Genomic DNA, 3366 nt, shown 5'->3' with positions numbered 1-3366 from the left:
GGAGTTCCTGAGGCTCAAGATCATCGCCAGCTTCCTGCCCGCGCTACCCGAAAATGCTCGATTGCACCCACAGTGATCCGCGAAGACCCAGAAAATTATCAGGGCTGCGGCGTCTCGGGCGTGGAAAATGCCCGGCGCATCAAGCGGATCACGAGACCAGGTTCCTACTCGTTGCCAGCGTTTCACTGCTGTGTAATGCTCTCCCAAAACTGACTGCTCGTGGTGATGAGGCCTTTTTATCCTCACTTCAGCAAGTGTCTTCGATGTCAGGGGCTCTGGTGAGAGCGCCGTTCTCACTGGAAGTTTCTGAAAATTTACCGCAGGTTGCTGGCACCTGTTCAGGGCGCCCGCGTCGGTGACTTGCTGTGCTATTACGAATTGGCGGCAGCTACGAGAGTTGCGTAGGAAGCCTTCAAAGCCCTGATCGGATCCAGATACGATCTGACGTCAATACACGGTCGGTTGCGCTTTTTTCGCCAAAATAGTCTGTCTGGGCATGCATCTCGCCCCGGTAGTGGAGAACATTTGTAATCGCCGCATGACATGTCCCCTCAACGGCATGTGCATTTCCTCAGATGCAGCGGCGTCGCCCAATACTTTATCAATGCGAGGTCGCCTACATGTCGCTCAACATGCTTTCGACAGGGAGAAACGCAGATCCGCTTCTGCCCCCAACGGATGAATCTTCATTTTCGGAACTACCGGGGCCCGGACCTGGCATGACCGACTCCGATCTATTGTTGCGAATGGACAATCTCTTCTTGCAGCAGATCTGCCGCATGATCGCCGCTGGCTACGGCAATGCGCCAAACGATGACTTGCCCGTGTCGTTCGCAACTCCGTTTCCAGATTTCCAGCGCGAGTTCTTACCGACGTCTTCGACCCGGTTCGAGGCCAACGACAACAAGGGAGCCACGCCTCCTCCGGCGGTCAATGGGTCGCCGTTGACGCGAGATGGCGGAACGCTCACTGAATCCGAGCTTCAGATTGTCTCGACGCTCAATCAGCACAAGGACAAGATGCCAATTGATGTTTCCAATATCAACGAGAAGATCAACGACCCGTCCACGCCTCCGGACTTGAAGCTCGCGTTGGAAGGCCTGCAGAAAGATCGACATCTTTTCTTTGCCATCGGCTCGCGTGGGAAGAAGGGCCTCGCGCAGCTCTTCTGCAGGATCGATGCTCAAGATCTGTGGGATTTCGCGGACAGTCATAAGCAAGTGACCGATCTGGGCGGGAAAAACGCTGAGTTCAATCCCAGAAAGATCATAGGAGACACGCCGCCACCGTCGGCGGAGGGCTCAACGGTCACATGGGACGGCGGCATGCTGACGGAATCTCAGTTGGAGATCGTCAACATACTCAATCAACACCGCGACATGATGCCGATCGAGTTCGCCAAGCTCGATGAAAAGATCAACGATCCAGCCACACCGCCCGACCTGAAAGAGGCACTGAAAGGCCTGCAGCGGGATCCTGGCCTGTTCTTCGCCATAGCTTCCCAGGGGCGCGGCAACAACCATCTTGACGATCAGGGCAAGTGCGATGGCACGTTGATCGCGGCGAATCTATACGATTTTGCCGACCGTCATCCACAGGTCACCGCCATGGGGGGGAAGAACGCAACCTACAACCCCGAAAAAATGAAGGGGTCCGACCTGCCGCCGCCGGTCGAAGGCTCTTCGGTCAGGTGGGATCGCGGGATGCTAAACCAGAACGAACTGGAGATCGTCACCACGCTTGATCGTCACAAGGACAAGTTGCCGATGGCGTGGGCCGATCTCGATGCAAAGATCGACGATCCCGCGACGCCGCCGGATCTCAAGAAGGCTTTGACGGAGCTACAGAACGATCCACGGCTGTTCTTTGCGATCGGCTCGCAAGGCGATGGCAAGTGCGACGGCGACATCAAGGCTGACGACCTCAGCAAGTTCTCGGCCAGTCACTGGCAAGTGGCGGTGTATGCCACCCAGCAAGCCAAAAACTACACGCAGAACTACGTGGCCTCTGACAGCCCGGACAACACCCAGCCGACAGTCATGACCGAAAACGATGCGATGCGCGAGTTCTATCGCTACTCTGACTATCTGCCGGGATGTCTGAACCAGGATGCGTTCAAGCAACTGGTCGAAGGCGACAGCAATACCCAGAAGTGCCCGCCGCAGGTCATCGCCGCAGCACAGTACTTTCGAGACCACCCCGATCAGTGGAAGGAGCTGGCAGGAGACTCGGGCTCGATAAGTACGCCGGATTTCCTGCAGAAATCCGTCTCGCAGATACATCTGACAGAATCCGAGCTGAAAACGCTGGATACGATCAATGGGCATCAGGATGCGTTCTTCGACAAGGTCAAGCACACCGGGTTACTTCCCAAGAAGGTGATGACCCGCGACAAGCTCGCCGCAATCGTCAAAGACGATAAAGCCGACCCTGCGGTTCGCGATGCCGCAAAGCAGCTATTGGGCGACCCGTTGCTGTTTGGGTTTTTGAACAACTCTATCACGGGCTACAAGGTGGAGCATACTTTCTTCGGCGATGGCCCTACCATCGACTCCGGGAATATTAGTAACTACGATTTCAAGAATTTCTACGAGCGGATGAGTGCGGCTAACAGGACCGCGGAAAAGGCACCTACACATGCCGCCACAGCGCCTGAGCAGAAGAAGGCTTTCGTGGACATGGTGATGGGCAAAGCCGATCAACCCGACATCAAGACGCCAAAGAAGGACAAGGGTACTATCAACAAGGTGCTCCATACCATCCTTAAATGGGGTAGCAAGATTCTGGATGGGATCTCGGTAGCCCTGAGTGCGCTGAGTTTTATCCCTGTTATCGGCGAGATTGCCGATGCAGCAGCGATTGCATTGGAAGCCGAAGCGCAAGCGTTACAGGTTCTCGACGCTGTAGTGCAAGGCGACGACGTGAAGCTCGCGTGGGAGCGCGTTGGTATCAACATGGCGGGAGCAGTGGCTGGCGTAGTCGGTGGGCCATCCGCCAGGCTTACAGCGAAGGTGCTAGCCAAGAGATTCGCTAAGAGCATAGTCAAGGAGGGGGTCAAGAGTGTAGTCAATGGCGGCCCAGGGTCACAACCAGGGTCACAACCAGAGTCACAACCAAGGGGGGGGGGGCAGTGAATGTGACGTCCCTCTAATTTTGAGTAGCGCCGCAGTTTGGAGTCCAATTCCCTACCCGGAGATTGGAAGTGAAGAAACGTTTTACTGACGAGCAGGTCATCGGCTTTCTGCGCGAGGCTGAAAGCGGCGTGGCGATCAAGGGACGCTCTGAACAAAGCAGCCTGATCTGCGACAATTAACCGACGACCCAAGCGGACGATTTCGATGCAACTGAGCTTTGGCGACGCGGAGT

Annotated in this window: 1 protein-coding gene and 2 pseudogenes; all 3 read left to right on the top strand. The window is 55.9% G+C overall.

All coding sequences use genetic code 11. The annotated features are described in order from the left end of the window. Positions 1–213 (top strand): hypothetical protein (locus tag XcuCFBP2542_RS19875; RefSeq protein ID WP_211293038.1); only part of this gene is annotated, 213 nt, incomplete at its 5' end. Between the two features lie 407 nt (positions 214–620). Then, positions 621–3062 (top strand): annotated as a pseudogene (locus XcuCFBP2542_RS18575) (HrpF/NolX family T3SS translocon protein); the annotation flags it as partial. A gap of 140 nt (positions 3063–3202) precedes the next feature. Then, positions 3203–3274: pseudogene (locus XcuCFBP2542_RS20380) on the top strand (transposase); the annotation flags it as partial. Positions 3275–3366: the final 92 nt, after the last annotated feature.

It is taken from the genome of Xanthomonas cucurbitae (assembly GCF_002939885.1).
GTDB lineage: Bacteria > Pseudomonadota > Gammaproteobacteria > Xanthomonadales > Xanthomonadaceae > Xanthomonas > Xanthomonas cucurbitae.
This window is presented reverse-complemented; position numbering and strand designations above follow the sequence as displayed.